The sequence below is a fragment of the Microseira sp. BLCC-F43 genome (assembly GCF_041929235.1).
Lineage (GTDB): Bacteria > Cyanobacteriota > Cyanobacteriia > Cyanobacteriales > Aerosakkonemataceae > Microseira.
In genome coordinates, this window is sequence record NZ_JBHFNP010000114.1 from 1 (window position 1) to 18,156 (window position 18,156).

An 18,156-nucleotide genomic window follows, 5' to 3' on the forward strand; every position below is an offset into this window, starting at 1 on the left:
TGTTCACGTCCTCATCCACCCCATCGCTTTTAACGGCTACGCCATTAATTCTCTCACGGGTGGAATCGTCCGTTCACACGCCTCTCATCCCACACCAACCTTATCAGGTATGGTGTGGGGATTCCCGGCTGTCTAGCTAAAGGCTGAAAGTCGCCTCTACAGTCTAATATTATTTGGACGGGCTTGGAGGGACTCGAACCCCCGACCTTGTGGTCCGTAGCCACACGCTCTAATCCACTAAGCTACAAGCCCTTGCCAGAAACTTATCATAACACACCTTTTCCGAATCATGCAAAATTTTTCTCAAAATTCTTCCTTAACCCACCTAGACTCAAGCGGGGAAGCCCGCATGGTGGACGTTTCAGCCAAACAGCCCACGTTGCGGATTGCTGTGGCAGCAGGTCAGGTGCGGATGTTACCGGCAACCTTGGCCGCAATTGAAGCAGGGAATGCCCCCAAGGGCGATGTGCTGGGAACGGCAAGGTTAGCTGGAATTATGGCAGCCAAGCAGACATCCCAGTTAATTCCCCTGTGCCATCCCTTGCCTTTGCAAAAGGTTGAAGTTCAAATCGTCGCAGATCCCCAACTGCCGGGATATCAAATTCAGGCAGAAGTTAAAACCAAAGCCGAAACGGGGGTGGAAATGGAAGCTCTGACGGCGGTTTCGGTAGCGGCGCTGACGCTTTACGATATGGCGAAAGCGTTGGAAAAGTCGATGCAGATTGAAGCAATTCGCTTGGTCAGCAAAACGGGGGGGAAATCAGGGGATTATAGCGCCATTTGAATCGAGAGCGAGAGCGGGGATTTTTCACTGTCAGGACTTACCCAAAGAAACAAAGGGCGATCCGAAAAATCCTTGGTTTGGCAACCAGAGATATGCATACCCGACGCTTCGCGAACGACGGTCTCACCTTTGTTTCTGGCAACGCCCTTGCGTAAGTCCTGCCGGATTTTTCCCCCCCAAACCCACGATTTTTCCGAGAAACCGGGAATCTGCCCATACTTCAGTATATTTTCTTACTTTGGTATATTTGCCAGCTTCAGTAATTTCCCGGTTTTCAAATTGAGCTTGCTCTCCCTCTCTTTCGCTTTCCCTGTTTGTTTAACACGTCTTAGTATATTAACACAATTGTTTATGCTCCGACCTTGGTAGGAAAAGTAGGAAAAGTAGGAAAAGTACCTGGGGAAAAGATTAAGTTTTTGTAAAAAATTAGGAAAGATAGAAAAAAATACTATATGTATAAAAAAAAGCGAAATCTTCATCCAAACTTTACAGAATACTATGGGGAACTTTGCAGAAATTTTATAAAATATATGGGGAATTTAAGTAAGAATCATGAAAGAGCCAGAGCAAAAACAAGGTTGTCGAGTCAGAGATAACCTGGGTGGATGCACAAGTTGGCAAGAGAAGGGCTAGATATACTGACTAGCCAGACTGGAGAAATTAACAAAGATTAAAAGATAATATTTGTGGAGGAAGACAATGAGCGCTCGCACTCTTGATTCTGAAAAACAACTCGGAAGTATGCTCACCAATGACCAATTAGAGCAGGTGATGGAAGCGATCCTGGCAGGTAAGTATTCTTGGGCTTGTTTTTTAATGTTACGCTTTGTTGGGCACGATCCCCAAAACTACCTCCCCTACCGTACTTGCAATCGCTTGATTAAAGAAAACCGCACTGGTTGTCAACCCAGCAAACATCGCACCAAAATAGAGGATCTGGACTATATAGAGGAGGGCGACAGGTTATGTGCTTCTGCCAAAGGTGGCTTTAGCTACTTAGATTTTGACCATTCATTTTTGCCCTACTAATTTTAATTGATTTTGTGGATAACCCCAGTTTATTTGTCTGGTTATTGTTCGGTGACGCTCGGCAGATAAACGGTAAATTTAGTGTGTCCTGGTTGGCTTTCTACCGTAATTTTCCCCTGATGTTTTTCAACAATCTTTTGAACGATATTTAGCCCCATGCCGCTGCCTTCTCCTGGGGGTTTAGTTGTAAAGAATGGCTCAAAGATTTTCGGCATCACCTCGCTTGTAATTCCCTTGCCGCTATCGGTGATGCCAATTTTTACCTGTTGGTTTTCGTGAATGACATCAATCGTTAAAGTGCCTCGATTGTCCATTGCTTGGATGGCATTATGAATCAGATTTGTCCAGACTTGATTGAGTTCGTCCCCATAGCAGAATATCGCGGGAATTTCCCTGTAGTTGCGAATCACTTCAACCCCCTGTTTAAGTTGGTTATGATACAGAGTTAAAACTGTTTCAATTCCTTCGGTTACCTGAGTCTGAACCATTGCACCAGAATGGTCGTAACGGGCATAGGTTTTCAAGGCAAACACGACTCTAGAAGCACGTTCTATAGCGGTGTTGATGATTTGCGTACTGGCTTTGACGCTGGCTAGTTTATAGGCGGTTTGTAAAATATTTTCGCCTTCTGGATCTTTCAATAAAGGTAAAAATTGTTCCAGATTATCGAAAATGCCCAGCTCGGCTAAGGTATCGGCAATCAAGTCGGCATTGGCAATTTCCTCGGCTTCCAGTTGCTGTCGCAAGCGCCGTTTAAATTGGCGCTTCTCTTTAGTTGAGAAGTTTTTTTCTTGATTTGAATTTTGGATTAAAGCCAAAATATCTGACTGACGCTCTGGGGAGATTTGGGGTAAGGTTTCTAAAGTTTTTCCTAAGAATTGGTCAAGATTTCTCACAGAAGAACGAATGGCTCCCAGGGGGGTATTAATTTCATGGGCTATTCCGGCAACGAGTTGTCCCAAGGCAGCCATTTTTTCCGCTTGAATCAGTTCTTCTTGGGCGGTTTTGAGTTGTTGGAGGGCGTTGGTTAATTGTTCATTTTTCTGGCGCAGTGCTGACTCGGCGGATATGCGTTCGCCCAGCGCAGCTTGCTGTTGGCTGATATCCCGCGCCACTAAAATCGCGGTTTGCTCGGAAAGGGGAGAAATCGTTTCTGCTAGCCAAACCTCCTTTCCTCCAATTGGCAAGCAATATTCAATCGCCACGGTTTTTTGACTCAGCAATGCCTTTTTGATACTCTTAAGAATCAGATCGGCTTGTTGGCGCGGCAGGTCGTCGTGCAGTCTTCTGCCAATCATCGCTGCTGGCGGTTTATATAAATTCGTCGTATTGGTTGGGATGACATTGAGACACCGTCCGCAAAAGTCCCGAACTGTTACCAAATCTGTCATAGCAGCAAACAGTGCTTTCATTTCTGCTTGCACTTTCTTCTGTTGCAACACCGTTCCCAACTTGGCAATGACGGCGCTGACTAACTCGCTCAATTGCTTATCTTCTGCACTAGCTTCTAGGGTAAAAAATACCAACACGGCTAATACTGGAGATTGGGTAATTGGTAATGGGTAATTGGTAATGGGTAATTGCTCTGAAGCTGCAGGGGTCCAGTTTGGAGTTTCTAATCCCCAGTCGCCTGTTGCCAAGATGGGGACGCCAAATCCTGCTTTTAAGCTGGCTTCTTTTGCTAGTTCCAATCGGGAGAAAGTATCTTCCACTGCGGTTAAATCTGCCAACCATTGGGATTGTTGGTTTAACCAAACTTGTCCGGGTATGCCTTCCCCTGGGAGGACAGTGAGAACGGCGCTGTAGTCTCGAAAACGGGCGATCGCATCCTCAAGTGTCGGGTCAATCCCTTTGGATTGATAATACCAACAATGGCTGCAAAGCAGTGCTGACCCATCGGCGGTGGGTTCCCAAGCTTCGCCATATTTCCATCCTGTGGTTTCGCATATCCGCTGCAAAGTTACTTGCAGTGCGCTATCAAAATCAGGAGCAGCGTTAATTGCCTGAGTTAGATTTAACACCAGTTGGTTTTGCGCTTCGGCTTGCTTGCGATCGCTGATATCCTGATGTGACCCCACCATCCGCACGGGTTTCCCAGTTTCGTCCCATTGCGCTTGTCCCCGCGCCAAAATCCACTTGTAACTGCCATCTTTGCAGCGTTGGCGATACTCGGCGATGTATTGCGGCGTTTTTCCCTCTAGGTGCGCTTGCAGCTTGGCGACAGTCAAAGCGAGATCTTCTGGATGCAGCGATTTGTACCAGCTGTTGTAATCTGTGACAATTTCCCCTTCTGCGTAACCCAATATTTCGGTTAAACGAGGCGAAGTAAATGCTTCCCCGGTGATATTATTCCAGTCATAGATGCCTTCCCCCGTAGCGCGTACAATCAGTTGCCAGCGTTCTTCACTTTGACGCAATGCGGCTTCTGTTTGTTTGCGTTCGGTGGCTTCAACTGCTAAAGATACTAAATCCGCGAGACTGCGGGCAAAATTTTGGTCTTCCGCCGTCCAATGACGCGCATCTCCTATATGTTCCAAACAGATAACGCCCGCGGTTTGTCCCCTTAACCTGATAGGTATATCCAACATCGAGACGATGCCCAAGCGAATCAAGTAAGATGGGGCAAATTCAACCGTTCTGGGATCCGTACTAGCATTGTCTGCGGCGATCGCTTCATCTTGCTGCAATGCTTGAAAATAAGCCGGATAGTCTACTGCTGCTAGTTCTGCACCTTCGCTGTGTTGGTTGGCACTTTTCTCAAATAAATCAAGGCACTTAATTTTAGTGTTCGTTTCATCCAACAACCACACGCTGGCTCTTTCTACCCCAATGTTATCAGCGCTGGCTTCTGTAATTTCTTTTAAAGCTGCTTTTAAATCCCCTTGATGTAGGGCTGGACTTTTGGCCAATCGGGTCAAAACTAAGTTATGGTTGCGTAACTTTGTCGCACTTTCTTGCAACGCTGCCTCTACCTGCTGCAATTCCTGCGACTGTTGCTCGATCAGCCAATTTTGCTGAATTCCTTGGCTCACCTCAGCCAGCAGGCTAATAATCAATTCTGATTTATCAAAATTCAATTCTTCTACCCCCATCCAAGGCAGGGGTTTAATTGCTTTTTCGCTGCTATAAACAATCTCAAATTGTTTGTTTGGTAAAATCTTTCCGATGCGGCAGTGCTTTTGAATGTGGTGATTCGCTTCTATTTTAATTAATCCCCCCGGAGCCGCGAAACTTTGACCTTTGGCTGCTTGTCGCACCCGATCCGTGTCAAACGATTCGGCGGCTTCTACTGCTTGTTTCCACAGGTAAACTTGGCTATAAGCTGCCTCAATCGGGTCGGAGGTGACGCGAAGAGCGCCGTAACAAGCGCGAAAATTCTGGACAAATCTGTTATTTTCCGGTGTATCGATACTTTGAAAGTAACTCCAACTCGCGTAGTGACCAACTGCTGCATCTCCTATTTCCTGTAATTCGGCTTCTGCTACGCTGACAGCTAGGATGGGAATTTCACTAGCAGTAATACCAGCCTCTCGGTACTGACGATAAAAAGATTGGTTGCTATCGCCATTGAGGGTATTAAACACAACATCGGGGCCTAGGTGGCGAATGCGGGCAATTATATCGCTAAAATTAGTTTCTCCTAGCTTGACGTATTCTTCCCCCACTACTTGACCCCCAAGTTGTTTCAGTTGCGCGGCGATCAGTTTGTTCGCGGTGCGGGGAAATACGTAGTCGGAACCGAGTAGATAAAATCCCTTACCTTTGTTTTCTACTAGCCAAGTCACCGCCGGTTCGACTTGTTGATTGGGACAAGACCCGGTATAAAAGATGTTTGGCGAGGTTTCCAATCCTTCATACTGTACGGGATACCACAGCAGCGCGTTGCATTCTTCAAATATGGGTTTGACAGCTTTGCGGCTAGCGGAAGTCCAACAGCCGAAGGCGGTGGCGACTCGTTCGACTTGCAGCAGCCAGAGAGCTTGGCGTTCAAATTCTGCCGGGTTGGATCTCCCATCTGCGACAACGGGTTCGATCGCTTGACCGAGAACGCCGCCTGCTTGATTGATTTGAGCGCAAGCCATCAGTGCTGCATCGATCAACGGCTTCTCGCTCAGCCCCATTGTGCCGCTAGTGGAATGCATTATCCCAACTCGTACTCTCGACCCAGAAGGTTGGTTCAAACACGACATAATTATAACCCAAGCTTATGCTTCTATTGATAACTCAAATTTCTGCCGAGATGTTTTTCCCCCATATTTTAATCGCTGCCCATCTATGTTAACAAACTTTAAATTTATTTATCAATATCAAAATTTCGCGATAACGCGACAGAAACCCGACAGGCTGTGACATTCCTTTCTATAAAAAAGTAGGAAAAGTAGGTTTTTTTGATTAGTTAGTAAGGGAAGATCGCCAAAGCGCTGTTGATTTATCGGTTAAATCCAGGGTTTTTGCCCAGCTGAGATATTGCACCTAAAACAGGTGGGACCCTTAGCCCATGCCACAAGAAAAATATATCTTTTGTGGGGTGGGCGACGGGCACAGACGCCCATGCCACAACAGACGCCCATGCCACAACAGACGCCCATGCCACAAGAAAAATATATCTTTTGTGGGGTGGGCGTCGGTGCCCGCCCAGTGCATTGGTGCCAGATCTGAGAAAGCTTTTGCGATCGCCCATACATTAGCCTTGTTCTAACACCAGACGCACTCGCTCACGCCCAAATTCTGCTTTGGGGGTTCTTCTACGGAATATGCCCGTACTACCATCGACGAGAACCGAAAAAGCAGGAAAAGTAGGAAAGGTAGGAAAAGTAGGAAAAGTATGTCACATAAAACTGCTGTAACGATAAAATAGGCCATATAGAAGATTGCCTGTGTCAACCTCCCTCAGTTACAAAATGAACATTGATAAAGCTTTGGAAACTGTGGAACAAGTTATTCTATCGCGCGAACTCAGCCCGATTGAACGATTAATTCTCCGCCAGTCTTGGGTTGGAAGAACTTACACTGAGATGTCAGAAGCTTCCGGGTATGGAAGTACCTACATCAAAGAAATTGGTTCCCAGCTATGGAACGATCTTTCAACGGCTCTTGGGGCAAGAGTGACGAAAAAAAATTTACATTTAGTATTAAGTCAGTATTCAGAAAAAACAGGATTAAATTCTTACAAAGATGAACGCCGGGTATACTTAGAAGACTGGGTGGGAGAGAGTAATTCTCCAGAGTTAGCCAATCATATAGAGATTGAATATCCCAGTAGTCCTGTACCGCTAAATTCCCCACTTTATATCAATCGCCCGCCGATTGAAGAACTCGCCTACAAGGAAATTACCAAACCTGGATGCGTCATCCGCATCAAAGCACCCAGCAAGATGGGAAAAAGCTCGCTCCTGAGTAGAATTCTGGCTGACGCTACGAATAAATCTTACAAAGTTGTCTCGATAGATTTTCAAGAAGCAGACGAAGCGGTTTTTTCAACCCTCGATAGATTTTTGCGCTGGTTCTGCGTCAATGTCAGCAGACAATTGCAGCTTTCCCCCCGATTGGATGATTATTGGGACGAGGATATGGGCAGCAAGGTCAGCTGCAAAATTTACTTCGAGGCGTATTTGTTAGAGTCTGTCGAAGGTACCCTAGTTTTATCATTGAATGAAGTCAATCGAGTTTTCGAGCATCCCAAGATTGCCCAAGATTTTCTACCGATGTTGCGATTTTGGCACGAATTGGCTCAGCAAGCTGAAACTTGGCAAAGACTGCGATTAGTACTCGTTCACTCGACGGAAGTATATATTCAGCTAAAGTTGACCCAATCTCCGTTTAATGTGGGATTATCCCTGAGACTGCCCCAGTTTACCAGCTTCCAGCTCCAGGATTTGGCAGAGCGCTATGGATTAGATTGGACAGAGGAGGAAACAGAACAACTGATGGCTATGGTGGGGGGACATCCTTATTTAATCAATCTCGCGTTTTATCACTTGAGGACAGAAGGAGTAACTTTAGAAGAGTTATTGCGAACGGCACCCACCCAAGCAGGGATTTACAGTCACCATTTGCGGGGTCATTGGGCGATACTGCGAGAAGATCGGGAATTGGCAGATGCGCTGGAACGGGCGATCGCTGCCAATGAGAGCGTACAATTAGATGCGATCGCTGCCTATAAGTTAGAAAGCATGGGGTTAGTCCGACTAGAAGGAAATCTGGCTCGCGTTAGCTGCGAGTTGTATCGTCTTTATTTTCGCCAACAGATAGAAAAGGAAAATAAAATCGATCTTCCCCTATACCAACCTTGTTCTCACTAAGTTTGAAATTAGAGCAAATGTAACAGGCTCGGTAAAATAAGCTAAGTACCTAAGACGCTCACATTCACAAGAGAGATTTCATGCCTCCTCGTTGGCCTCGCAAACCCGACCGTAACGACCCCGCTTTCCGCAAACTTGACGACCGGATGAACTTTGCCACCCATGTAGCAATTTTTGCAGCGTCTAATTCCGGGTTGTGGTTTTTCGACAACTTGCAAAAAGCTTCTTGGCCTTGGGCAATTTGGGTCACGGGCGGGTGGTTTATCGTATTGGTAGCCCATGCTGTGTATATTTTTGCGATCGCGGACTATTCCGCAGCTGCAACTACATCCGGGGATACGTCTTCCTCTGGGTAGATTGAAGATTCTTGCCGATTGTGGAGGGCGCGATCGCTCTTGGTTTGATTGAATAGGATCGAAATAGATTTCCTATTGAGGGTATCAAAATAACTCCTATGGCTAAGACAAACACCACCGAAACAATCGAAGCACTCGCCGCCGAAATTGGCGAAAACGTTTATATGGACATTGCCAAGTGGCATCTCTACTTAAGAGAAGCGCACTTGCACACCCTCCTCGCCGAACGGATGTATCCCATGTTGCTGGATAATTCCCTATCCGAAGACAAGGTGATGCAGATCCTGCAAGACATCCCGGTGCGGCTAGGCGGCGGACACCGGGAAGTCCCGTTAGCAGATATGTTGCCGATGCAAAGTCGGGTACATTTGATCGATGTTTTGGAAGAATTTCAACGCAAGATGTAACGTAAGTTGCTAATTGCTAATTGGTAATTGCTAATTGCTAATTGCTAATATATAATTTTTCCTGGCATTAGCCATTAGCCGCTCTTTTTAGATAACTAGCAACTTGAGTTATGTAGGTGAATTTGCCCAGAAACCCGGTTTTTCTCAAAAACCGGGTTTCTTGTGTTAGTTTCCGTTTGCATCGGAATTACTCAACGCCAAGCGCAATTAGCAATTAGCGATTAGCAATTACCAATTACCTGTTGTTAAATATCGATCGACTTCCAGCAAAATTTGCTTGCTGGGTTCGTAGGTGATGAGAGCGATCGCTGTTTCCCGAGCGGCCCAGGTATAGCTTTGAATTTCTTCCACTTGACATTTTACCATGTCTGACTTTACCAATGCGGGAAAATAAGTCACGGTTTTATCAAATGTTTTGTCTTTCTTAGTAAAGGTGTAATGTTCTACAAATGAAACGCCTTCTAACAGCGTGTAATCGGAAATTCCCGTTTCTTCTACCAATTCGCGACAGGCAGCTTGTAGGGGCGACTCGCCTGCGATCGCGTGTCCTTTGGGAAACCCCCAATGTCCCGCCTGGTGCTGAATTAGCAAGAATAAGTAAGTATCCCCTTGACAAAAGATCGGGATAATGCCAAACGATTCATCTTGAAGAGAATTGGATTCAACCATCTTATTTATTGACTCACCGACAAGTTGTCTTAAAACTAATCTAACCCTAAAAAAAGCCGGATTTTGTAGCAGATAATTTCCCATTGGCATAGCTATCTGCCACAACTAAATCCTATTTTTGCCTACCCAATTAGCAATTAGCCATTACCAAAATTATATTACCCCACCTTCTTTTTAACAAAGCGCTGACGTATCCGCGAGACAAAAATATCCATTTCTGGTAACTCCATTTTAATTGCAAGGAAACCAAACAAGCATAAGCCAACTAATCCAGAAATGCTGAGATCCAGCAGTTGAATTAGCAAGCCTTCGCTACCTAAAATTTGTTGCAAACCCTGACTTGTACCCCAACTAGCGAAACCCGTGAAAATGCTAGCGCCGACTAAACCACCGAAGGGTAATAACCACTGATGCATTGGTAAACCATTGAGTTTTTGATTTAACTTCCACAACAGCAACACCATTGAAACAATATTGACGCCCATTGTGGCTAAAACTAAGCCGGGTGCGCCGAAAGGTTGAATTAAGATCCAGTCGAGCAAACCATTAAGAAAAATATTCATGATGCTGATGCGAAATGGCGTTTCTCCATCTCCCAAGGCATAAAATACTCTTACCAAGACATCGCGCCCCAAATAGAAAAACATCCCGATGCCGTAAGCTACTAATAAAGATGCGACTAACCCGGATGCTTGGCGATTAAATGCCCCCCGTTCGTAAACGACTCTTACAATTGGCATCGATAGGGATATCATAATCGCGCCCAAGGGTAACATAGTAAGCGCAGTTAACATTAATCCTTGACGAATTCGCGCCTTGAGTTCGGGCCAATTTTCTGGGGCGGCGAGGCGGGAAAATACGGGTAAAAGGGGTACTAAAAGGACATTGGAAATAATTCCTAACGGAGTTTGGACTAAAAGGCTGGCATAATTTAACGCAGCGGCTGCTCCTTGGATGTAAGAAGCGAAAAATAAATCGGTGTAGACGTTAATGTGCAGCATCCCGGAAGAAAAGGTTGCCGGTGCCATAATTTTAATCACTTCTTGGACGCCTGGATTTTGAAAGTCAAACCGCAGGCGCAGGGTTCCCAAACCGGATCGCCACTGGGCAATTAACTGCACGATCCACTGTAAAATTGCACCGGCAAGCGTTCCCACTGCTAGGACAATTCCCCCCAGCATGGCGTATTCGGGGGCGATAATTTTGCTGCCTAATTGTATGGCTAAAACGCCGAGTCCAACGATGACTAAAATGCTGGAAAATAAAGGACTAATCGAGGGTAGCCAATACATATCGGCGGCGTTGAGGGTGGCGAATCCGATACCGATGAGTCCGGCAAGGACGGCGATGGGTGCCATAATGCGGAGTTGAGCGATCGCTATCTCTTTCGTCTGCATCAGCGTCTGCACCTCTGACGCGCTAAGTCCCTGAGTTTGATTTAGCCCAGGCGCGACGATATTGGTCAGCGGTTCTGCAAAAATAATCAAACCGATCGTCACCAACAGCAGGACGCAGGTGATAAAGGTGGTCATCGTTTCCACGATTGGGGCGGCTTCTTTTTTATCCCGCTTTGCCAAAACGCTGACAATGGCGCTGTGGAATGGTCCGTTAATGCCTCCCAGCAAGACCAGTAAAAAACCGGGGAGAATATAGGCGTAGCTATAGGCGTTGGCAGCTGCACCCACACCAAACGCGGCAGCGATCGCTTGCTGGCGCACCAAACCAAAGATTTTGCTGATCAATGTGCCAAATGCGACAATCCCAGCAATTACAGCCAGCGAACGAGAGGATTTCTTGATTTCAGTCACGTACAGTTACAAACTCGATTAGTGCCTCTCAATAATTTAAGCGCGATGACGGCTGATTTTATCTATCGATACCCAACTCTTTATCCCGGCGTGTTGGTTAAACGCTATAAGCGATTTTTCGCCGATATCGAACTGGCGACGGGAGAAGTGATTACCGCCCACTGCCCGAATACTGGGCCGATGACGGGGGTTTCCACTCCTGGTAGTTTAGTACAAGTGTCTTTGAGCGACAATCCCAAGCGCAAACTCGCCTACACTTGGGAAATGATTCAGGTGACCGACACAGAACCAACCTGGGTAGGCATTAATACAGCTTTGCCAAACCAAATAATAAAACTGGCATTGGAGAAACGATTGTTTCCCCAGTTGGGGAACTACAGCCAAATTCGGGGGGAAGTGGGCTACGGTGTCGATAAAGGCAGCCGCGTGGACTTTGTTTTAACCGGCAGCGAGGCGGATAAACCGATCTACCTGGAAGTAAAGAATACTACTTGGGCAAAAAGTCCGGTGGCGCTATTTCCGGATACGGTAACGACGCGGGGACAAAAGCACCTGCGGGAATTGATGGCTTTACTGCCCTCTGCTAGGGCGGTGATGCTGTATCTGATCAATCGCGGCGACTGTACCCACTTTGCCCCAGGAGATAGTGCCGATCCGGTTTATGGGGAGTTGTTGAGGCAAGCTTACGCCTCTGGTTTAGAAGTTTTACCGATGCGGTTTGAGGTGACGCCAGCAGGTATTCGCTACCAGGGCAAGGCAGAGTTGATTCCATCTATGCCAGCATTATTCAAAAATGGTGCATCTAACTTATGCTGAATAAAGTAGTGGCGCAGCCAGGAATGCTACAGCAAGAGCATCTTAGTGTTAAAACTGATATAAATCGGCTGATTGACGTTGTGGAATGGTTTGAGCGATTCTGCCATCAGAATCTGTCTCGGCTTTCCTGGCTGGCAGATGAAAGCAAGAACCTCAACATAGCCGTCGATATGCTGAAATTAGCCCTCGACGAAGGCTTTACCAACGCGGTTCGCCACGCCCATAAGGATTTACCACCAGAAACGCCTATTGACCTTGAGTTAACTCTATGGGCCGACCGACTGGAAATTCGCATCTGGGATCGAGGGGCACTGTTCGATCCGCCGCCACTCAAAGCGCCCGATCCAGGTAAACTTTCCATCGGTGGCTATGGTTGGTTTCTGATGCGAAGCATCGCAGATAATGTGGTTTACTCTCGATCTGCCGATGGCAGAAATTGCCTACTCATCGTTAAGTACAAACGCAACTAATCAAAATTTCTAGCTGACAATCTAGCGGTATTATTAGGGGTCGCAGTTACACTGATAGAATGGGCGGGCGAGACGCCCACCCCACAAGACCCCACTCCGCAAGAAGCCACGCCACAATACCCGACTCCACAAGACCAGAAATTGAATTTGTTTTTAGGGTGGGCAATCCTTGGTGTCCCAAGTTGAAAATAATTACAACATAATACTGACCGAACAAAGAATTGAATTTGATTTGGATGAGTATTTTATCAATTATATTGAGAAATTTTTGGGCATTTTACGCAGTTTTATTGAGTAGGCGTAGCCGGAGCAACGACTTCTGTTCTTCGAGTGGAAAGAAAGTAAGTAATATCGTCTCCGGTAGTATCGGACTTGTATCTTGCTCCCGCTCGCCCTTGATGGGAGAGGGGGCACCGGCGGTGGGGGTGCAAGTCCAATGCTACCGGACTTGATATAAAATGAGATTTACCCTATGCTATGAGCGGGTAAATCCCTATTTTTAGATAATTTTATTTTAATATGTTATAATTTACTTGTTCCCTGTACCAAGTAAATTGTTAAACTTATCTAAGTTGACCCATAACAGCATGAAGATTTCAAATTTTTGGGCAGTTTTTTTTTGAGGATGATAAATTAAGAGAAGAACTGTCGGTTAACCAGACTTTTAAATATGTTTGTAATTGGAATTTAGAGGAGCTTCAAAAAGTTTGTATAGAGTATCGTTTTATAGTTAAAAATCATGCGAATCACCTAGCTTTATTAGTTTATCGATTGCCTGAAAGTGAATTTAAATGCTTGATTGCTGAGATATTAAATGATGAATTAGGGAATGGAGATTATAATAAATCTCATTTAGTACTTTGGGATAATTTTCTTAAATCTATTGAAGTGAAGCAAATTCCTAATCAGCCGATTTATCAAGCTAATAACGATATTTTTAAGTACATGCATTTAATGTTAATGAATGAGAGTATTGATTTTGTAATAGGGTTGGAAGGGGTTGGAGTTGAATGTATCTGTCAGGTGTACTTAGATATATTTAGAAAAGCTATTGTTACTCATCCCTATATCATTGCTAATAATATTGACTGGGAATTCTGGGATATTCATACGGGTGGGGTTGATATTGCTCATAAGAAATTAGTGAGAATGGCTGTAGAAGAATTAATTAAATCTGAGAGAATTAAACCTGATTTAGTCTTAAAAGGTTATCATAAAGCTAAAGACATTTGGCGGGATTTTTGGGCTAATGTACCAGAAAGTTAAAATATTAGAGGCTGTCTCTAAAGAAATGTAAAGTTTATGCAGGGTCTAGTCTCTCCTTGGAAAGGAGAAGCTGAGGCTAGCCCAGGATTGCCTACAGGTAGGGGAACCGATAAAAACCCGCAAAAATATTGTCAAAGAGTTGAGGTTGATGGGTCAAGCTTTTCTAGCCCAAGGGAACATCGAAAAATGGCAGTAATTCTGCGAGATCGCTCTTGCATAAGAACTCGGTAATCCCCCCCAACTTTGGAAAACTTATACAGCGACACAGGACATCTGAGTACTCTTGCTGCTGCTCTGATTATATTCCTAGAATTATGGTGGCGATCTAGGGCTTACGCAAGACGATGCCAGAAACCCGGTTTCTTCGTTAATCTCTGATATCATGTCCGTTGAATTGCCCAGAATAAAAAAACCTTACCCCGTGGTTGCGTAGGGACACGGCATCATAGATATCTCGGACAAACAGATAACTTTGATCGTGCCGTGTCCCGGCTTTTGATTATGGGTAATCGACCGGACATCATATGATTCCCAAACCAACGATTTTTCGTAGAAACCGGGAAGCAAGCGCCTAAGTCCTGACATTATTTCCGCGTCATTTCAAACAAATTCTTCGCTTGAGCATCAAGAAATCCCTCAAAAAGCACCTTTTCACCCCCATCGATTTCAATCAAATTACGTTCGGCAATCTCATAATAAGCATAAGTCCAAGGGATATTTATTAACTCATCGCTAGTATCATCTAGCACCGTAACCATTTCTTTCACAGCATGGGTTGCCGTCTGCCTTAAACCGCTGCAAGGACTGCCTTCAATCTGGGCTTTCATCGGCACGCCTCGCTGGGATAAGCCGCTAGCAGTACTTTCGATATCTGGATACTCGAGAGTATTCTGGCGATTAACATACCCGGTAAAGTGATTGACGGCGTATCCGTGCAGCAGTACCCAGGCTCCATACTGAGTTACGTTATTTACTGTTTCTACAGTAGATTTCCGGGGAGGTTGCCAAGGGCGAGTAAATATTGTTGAAATTTGCTTGACAAATTGGTCAATTTGTAATCCAGATAAGGAATCGATATGGCTGGGAAATGTTGGCGAATGGATGGATAAACCCGACACGACTGTTTGAGAAATCAGGTTGGCAATTTCATCTGGTAATTCATCTACAATTAGTTCGCTAATAAACAATTTGGGCAAGTCGAATTCGTCTTGTTTTGGATGGCGATAGTGACGCGCATAAAGATGGGAAGAGGGAAAATAGTATTCCCCTGCTGGTGCGTAACCTAATGCGGCGGCAATTGGCGCCAGATGTTCGATTCCCAGATTGTTTTGTTCGACTGTTAGGCGCAAAGAACGAAAGGCGATGTGGTCGTTGGCGACGGTACCACCCGCTGCGGTTATCATTTTTTGGTAAACTTGGGCGTAATTGACTCTGGAAATGTAATTTTCCCAGAGTTTATGCCAGAGTTTTTGAGCAATTTGGTAATTGGTCATAGGTAATGGGTAATGGGTAATGGGTAATGGGTGATTGGTAATTGGTAATTGGTAATTGGTGATATCAAATCCGCTTTCATCACCCTCCTTTTAAATAAACGCGCGTTAGCGCTAGGACACAAAGAGAAGAGGAAGAAGATAAGAGGGGTTGTCGCTCCGAATTTGGTATGATTGACTAATCGCTAATCGTAGATAGGAATCAACCGAATCTCCATGAGCAATTAGCAATTAGCAATTAGCAATTAGCAATTAGCAATTCTTCGATAATTTCCAGGGCAATTTGAATTTGGTCGCTGTCGATAACCAAAGGCGGACAAAACCGAATCGCTGCCCTACCGCAACCTAAGAGTAACAAACCTTTGTAGAAGGCTTCATCTACAATTTTATCCCGCAATTTCCCATCGGGATTTCCCGCTGCATCTAATAAGTCAATTGCGACCATTAAACCCTTTCCCCTCGGTAGGGAAACTTGCTTAAATTTTTTCGCTAACCGGGTTAAACCTGCTTGCAATAACTCTCCCACATTCAGAGCATTTTCCATTATGCCTGTTTCCAAAAGTCGCAAGGTTACATTTGCCGCAGCACAGGCAACGGGGTTACCGCCAAACGTGGTAGCGTGGGAACCGGGAGGCCAGGTCATTAATTCCGGTCGGGATAAAATTGCACCTAAAGGTAGTCCGCTAGCGATACCTTTGGCGAGGGTAATGATATCCGGTTGCACGTCCCAATGTTCGATGGCAAATAGCTTGCCGGTGCGACCCATGCCGGATTGTACTTCATCGACTACCATCAGGATGTTGTAGCGATCGCACAGGTTTCTCACTCTCTGCAAAAATCCATCTTCGGGGACAATATAACCACCTTCCCCTTGAATTGGTTCTACCACAATCGCCGCAACTTCAAGGGGGGGTAATACCGCCGGAAATAGCTTTTGTTCCAAATAATCTAAACTTTCATGAGTTCCATAGGGAATGTGTGTCACGCCGGGGACCAATGGTCCAAATTGCTGGCGCTGCACCGCTTTAGAACCAGTTAGGGACATCGCGCCGTAGGTGCGTCCGTGGAATGCACCGAGAAAGGCGATAATCAGAGATCGCCCCGTATAATAACGGGCTAATTTAATTGCCCCCTCGTTCGATTCGGTACCAGAGTTAGTAAAAAACACTTTCGCCCCATTGGGGAAAGGCGCGCGGGCGGCTAATTTTTCCGCCAACTCGACCATCGGTTCGTAGTAAAAATCCGTACCCGACATGTGTAAAAATTGCGCTGCCTGGTCTTGAATCGCCTGGACGACTTCGGGATGGGTGTGACCTGTATTGGTGACGGCGATACCTGCGGTTAAGTCTAAGAATACATTTCCATCGACATCTTCGACCATACAACCTTCACCACGGGCGATAACGAGGGGATAACCACGGGTGTAGGAGGGGGAAGAGACAGCGCGATCGCGTTCTACCATAGCATGAGCGCGAGGCCCAGGTAGAGACGTGACAATCCTAGGCGCGCGAGGGAGGGGACGTTTGGTAGGAATACTCAGCATAGGGATTTCAGATTTTGGATGGGCAGATTTTAGATTAAAAAATTATGCAATTTTGTTCAGTAGTAACTACTTCTATGGTATAGGGTCAAATCCAAAATCCACAGATCCCATTTTTAAGGGTCATAGTGGAGGGTGTCACCGTTGAGAAACCGGATCAACTTTTCCCTTAGAGGCGACCCCTTGATTGCCAAATCTTTCAATATGGAACTGATATAATTGTCTCTCGGTTTCCAGAGGGTATCATCGTTGGCGATCGCTGTTAAAACAAATTGCTGGTTTGCTGTTAAGTCGTGAATAGTTATCCCCTCTTGCAGCTTATTGTTTTGAAAAGCTAATTCAATGAGTGTCTTATATCCGTAAGGTAGTTCCTCTACTTTTTGCGCCAGTACTGGAATGATATGTGCCATTTGCTGGTCGTTCAAACGCCACAGAAAGTCGCTAACTATTAAGTTGTGAGCAGTTGCCATATGGTTTTCGTAATGGTTGCATAGTCTCACAAATAAATTTGGCTTTTCGATGAGGTGAACTAGGGTTGGCAGAGCATTTTCCGACATATTCGTACCAGCGATGGCGAGAGCGATCGCAGCAGAAAGTTTTCGTTGGATTCTAATACTTCCTCAAAAAATGCTGTTTCTAAAGGTGTATTGTTACTCAGGATTGCCAGACATAACGGGATGGTTGCTTTGACCATTTCCTCTGATTCTTTATGAAAGCGATCGCGCATTTTGTTGCAAATTCGCGCCGCATCTGCTTTACAGCAGGAAAGAGTGTAAGCTGCTCCTATTCTGGCTTTAGGTGCATCGCGATCTAGTAAATTAAGATAGACATCAACGCCTTTATAAACTGCTTCATAAGTTTTTTCCACCCAGTATAATTTCTCTTCCATTTGTTCTTGTAATTCGGGCGTATTCCGTCTATATGCATAGATCGATGAATCTTTTCGCAGGTCGCAGAAAGAGGTTCCCGTGCCTATATGTGCCAAATCGATCAGAATATTGTATAAACAATCTTCTTCAGATTCACGTTGCAGGTGTTCGATGAGAAAGGGTACAGCAAAAGCTGCTCGCCACAACAAAGATCCTGGATGCCAACTTAAGTCAAATAAGTCGTTTAAAACTGGCGATCGCACATCTTTTTCATCCGACGATAAATGTCGGATGGCAGATCCCATATCCGCGCCTAATTCAGTTTCTAGTTGCTCCCAATCCACGGTCAT

Annotated in this window: 15 protein-coding genes and 1 tRNA gene; 8 read left to right on the forward strand and 8 right to left on the reverse strand. The window is 45.4% G+C overall.

Translation table 11 applies throughout. The annotated features are described in order from the left end of the window. Positions 1–178: 178 nt before the first annotated feature. Positions 179–252, reverse strand: a tRNA-Arg gene (locus ACE1CM_RS16530). Between the two features lie 37 nt (positions 253–289). Here ACE1CM_RS16530 and moaC point away from each other — a divergent pair. Beyond that, on the forward strand, positions 290–784 hold the full coding sequence (gene moaC, locus ACE1CM_RS16535; protein ID WP_374878603.1) for a cyclic pyranopterin monophosphate synthase MoaC: 495 nt from the start codon (positions 290–292) through the stop codon (positions 782–784). A gap of 699 nt (positions 785–1,483) precedes the next feature. Continuing rightward, positions 1,484–1,813, forward strand: coding sequence for a HetP family heterocyst commitment protein (locus tag ACE1CM_RS16540; RefSeq protein WP_374878604.1), 330 nt, complete (start codon positions 1,484–1,486; stop codon positions 1,811–1,813). Between the two features lie 41 nt (positions 1,814–1,854). Here ACE1CM_RS16540 and ACE1CM_RS16545 read toward each other — a convergent pair whose 3' ends face one another. Beyond that, positions 1,855–6,003, reverse strand: coding sequence for a transporter substrate-binding protein (locus ACE1CM_RS16545; protein WP_374878605.1), 4,149 nt, complete (start codon positions 6,001–6,003; stop codon positions 1,855–1,857). Between the two features lie 711 nt (positions 6,004–6,714). Here ACE1CM_RS16545 and ACE1CM_RS16550 point away from each other — a divergent pair. The 3 genes from ACE1CM_RS16550 (at position 6,715) to ACE1CM_RS16560 (ending at position 8,878) form a co-directional block, all read left to right on the forward strand. Then, positions 6,715–8,115, forward strand: coding sequence for an AAA-like domain-containing protein (locus ACE1CM_RS16550; RefSeq protein WP_374878606.1), 1,401 nt, complete (start codon positions 6,715–6,717; stop codon positions 8,113–8,115). Between the two features lie 80 nt (positions 8,116–8,195). Next, positions 8,196–8,471, forward strand: coding sequence for a 2TM domain-containing protein (locus ACE1CM_RS16555; protein ID WP_374878607.1), 276 nt, complete (start codon positions 8,196–8,198; stop codon positions 8,469–8,471). Between the two features lie 98 nt (positions 8,472–8,569). Continuing rightward, a complete protein-coding gene (locus tag ACE1CM_RS16560; RefSeq protein ID WP_374878608.1) occupies positions 8,570–8,878 on the forward strand; it encodes a DUF3181 family protein in 309 nt (102 codons plus the stop codon). A 228-nt stretch (positions 8,879–9,106) separates the two neighbouring features. Here ACE1CM_RS16560 and ACE1CM_RS16565 read toward each other — a convergent pair whose 3' ends face one another. Beyond that, complete coding sequence (locus tag ACE1CM_RS16565; protein ID WP_374878609.1) at positions 9,107–9,547, reverse strand: bis(5'-nucleosyl)-tetraphosphatase; 441 nt, start codon at positions 9,545–9,547, stop codon at positions 9,107–9,109. A gap of 158 nt (positions 9,548–9,705) precedes the next feature. Next, entirely contained in the window at positions 9,706–11,355 is a 1,650-nt protein-coding gene (gene murJ, locus ACE1CM_RS16570) for a murein biosynthesis integral membrane protein MurJ (RefSeq protein WP_374878610.1), read from the reverse strand. Positions 11,356–11,400: 45 nt separating this feature from the next. Here murJ and sfsA point away from each other — a divergent pair, with 45 nt between their 5' ends. The 3 genes from sfsA (at position 11,401) to ACE1CM_RS16585 (ending at position 13,907) form a co-directional block, all read left to right on the forward strand. Next, positions 11,401–12,171 carry a DNA/RNA nuclease SfsA gene (sfsA, locus tag ACE1CM_RS16575; protein ID WP_374878631.1) on the forward strand — a complete coding sequence of 257 codons (771 nt, stop codon included), beginning with the start codon at positions 11,401–11,403 and terminating at the stop codon, positions 12,169–12,171. After that, positions 12,165–12,641 carry an ATP-binding protein gene (locus ACE1CM_RS16580; protein WP_374878611.1) on the forward strand — a complete coding sequence of 159 codons (477 nt, stop codon included), beginning with the start codon at positions 12,165–12,167 and terminating at the stop codon, positions 12,639–12,641. Before sfsA ends, ACE1CM_RS16580 begins: the two co-directional genes overlap by 7 nt. A 711-nt stretch (positions 12,642–13,352) precedes the next feature. Next, entirely contained in the window at positions 13,353–13,907 is a 555-nt protein-coding gene (locus ACE1CM_RS16585; protein WP_374878632.1) for an iron-containing redox enzyme family protein, read from the forward strand. A gap of 584 nt (positions 13,908–14,491) precedes the next feature. On the opposite strand, the gene ACE1CM_RS16590 is transcribed toward ACE1CM_RS16585, so the two are convergent. The 4 genes from ACE1CM_RS16590 to ACE1CM_RS16605 all read right to left on the reverse strand — a co-directional run bounded on the left by ACE1CM_RS16590 (position 14,492) and on the right by ACE1CM_RS16605 (position 18,156). Continuing rightward, positions 14,492–15,400 carry a DUF1338 domain-containing protein gene (locus tag ACE1CM_RS16590; protein ID WP_374878612.1) on the reverse strand — a complete coding sequence of 303 codons (909 nt, stop codon included), beginning with the start codon at positions 15,398–15,400 and terminating at the stop codon, positions 14,492–14,494. A gap of 235 nt (positions 15,401–15,635) precedes the next feature. Next, positions 15,636–16,940, reverse strand: coding sequence for an acetyl ornithine aminotransferase family protein (locus ACE1CM_RS16595; protein ID WP_374878613.1), 1,305 nt, complete (start codon positions 16,938–16,940; stop codon positions 15,636–15,638). Between the two features lie 113 nt (positions 16,941–17,053). Continuing rightward, positions 17,054–17,407, reverse strand: coding sequence for a hypothetical protein (locus ACE1CM_RS16600; RefSeq protein ID WP_374878614.1), 354 nt, complete (start codon positions 17,405–17,407; stop codon positions 17,054–17,056). Positions 17,408–17,466: 59 nt separating this feature from the next. Then, the gene (locus tag ACE1CM_RS16605; RefSeq protein ID WP_374878615.1) at positions 17,467–18,156 is read right to left on the reverse strand and encodes a hypothetical protein; all 690 of its coding nucleotides are present in this window, start codon (positions 18,154–18,156) and stop codon (positions 17,467–17,469) included.

Bases quoted from the DNA above. Each gene is read 5' to 3' on its own strand.
- ACE1CM_RS16565 (WP_374878609.1), bottom strand. From the start codon at position 9,547: ATGGTTGAATCCAATTCTCTTCAAGATGAATCGTTTGGCATTATCCCG.
- ACE1CM_RS16550 (WP_374878606.1), top strand. From the start codon at position 6,715: ATGAACATTGATAAAGCTTTGGAAACTGTGGAACAAGTTATTCTATCG.
- ACE1CM_RS16595 (WP_374878613.1), bottom strand. From the start codon at position 16,940: ATGCTGAGTATTCCTACCAAACGTCCCCTCCCTCGCGCGCCTAGGATT.
- ACE1CM_RS16600 (WP_374878614.1), bottom strand. From the start codon at position 17,407: ATGGCAACTGCTCACAACTTAATAGTTAGCGACTTTCTGTGGCGTTTG.
- ACE1CM_RS16560 (WP_374878608.1), top strand. From the start codon at position 8,570: ATGGCTAAGACAAACACCACCGAAACAATCGAAGCACTCGCCGCCGAA.
- ACE1CM_RS16580 (WP_374878611.1), top strand. From the start codon at position 12,165: ATGCTGAATAAAGTAGTGGCGCAGCCAGGAATGCTACAGCAAGAGCAT.
- ACE1CM_RS16590 (WP_374878612.1), bottom strand. From the start codon at position 15,400: ATGACCAATTACCAAATTGCTCAAAAACTCTGGCATAAACTCTGGGAA.
- moaC (WP_374878603.1), top strand. From the start codon at position 290: ATGCAAAATTTTTCTCAAAATTCTTCCTTAACCCACCTAGACTCAAGC.
- ACE1CM_RS16545 (WP_374878605.1), bottom strand. From the start codon at position 6,003: ATGTCGTGTTTGAACCAACCTTCTGGGTCGAGAGTACGAGTTGGGATA.
- ACE1CM_RS16605 (WP_374878615.1), bottom strand. From the start codon at position 18,156: ATGACCGTGGATTGGGAGCAACTAGAAACTGAATTAGGCGCGGATATG.
- sfsA (WP_374878631.1), top strand. From the start codon at position 11,401: ATGACGGCTGATTTTATCTATCGATACCCAACTCTTTATCCCGGCGTG.
- ACE1CM_RS16555 (WP_374878607.1), top strand. From the start codon at position 8,196: ATGCCTCCTCGTTGGCCTCGCAAACCCGACCGTAACGACCCCGCTTTC.
- ACE1CM_RS16540 (WP_374878604.1), top strand. From the start codon at position 1,484: ATGAGCGCTCGCACTCTTGATTCTGAAAAACAACTCGGAAGTATGCTC.